The organism is Mesorhizobium sp. M00.F.Ca.ET.216.01.1.1, from assembly GCF_004010325.2.
Taxonomy (GTDB): Bacteria; Pseudomonadota; Alphaproteobacteria; order Rhizobiales; family Rhizobiaceae; genus Mesorhizobium.
Window position 1 is genome coordinate 1 of sequence record NZ_SADR02000561.1, and the last position, 284, is coordinate 284.

The window sequence follows — 284 nt, forward strand, 5'->3', positions numbered from 1 at the left end:
AGCTCGTCGAGTAGGCGCCATGCAACCACCGGCGACCCGTTTCCGCAGAGACCGATCCGGCGCCGCCGCGGTCGAGTTCGCGCTTGTGCTGCCGGTGCTGTGCGTCGCCCTGCTGGGCACCGTCGATGGCTGGTCCTACGTCACCCACTCGCTCTCGATGCGCGCCGGCGTGAAGACGGCGGCGAATTTGGTGCTGGCGGGCTCCAGCGACGACAACGCCACGCAAGCGGCCGCGCTGGCGAGTTGGGAGAAAAAGCCTACGGACGCGGCCGTCACGGTGAACC

Annotated in this window: 1 protein-coding gene; it reads left to right on the forward strand. The window is 69.0% G+C overall.

Going from position 1 to position 284, the window contains the following annotated elements:
* Window positions 1-19 precede the first annotated feature (19 nt).
* Window positions 20-284: TadE/TadG family type IV pilus assembly protein (locus tag EN859_RS37460; RefSeq protein WP_135913764.1), on the forward strand; the 265-nt coding region annotated here is incomplete at its 3' end.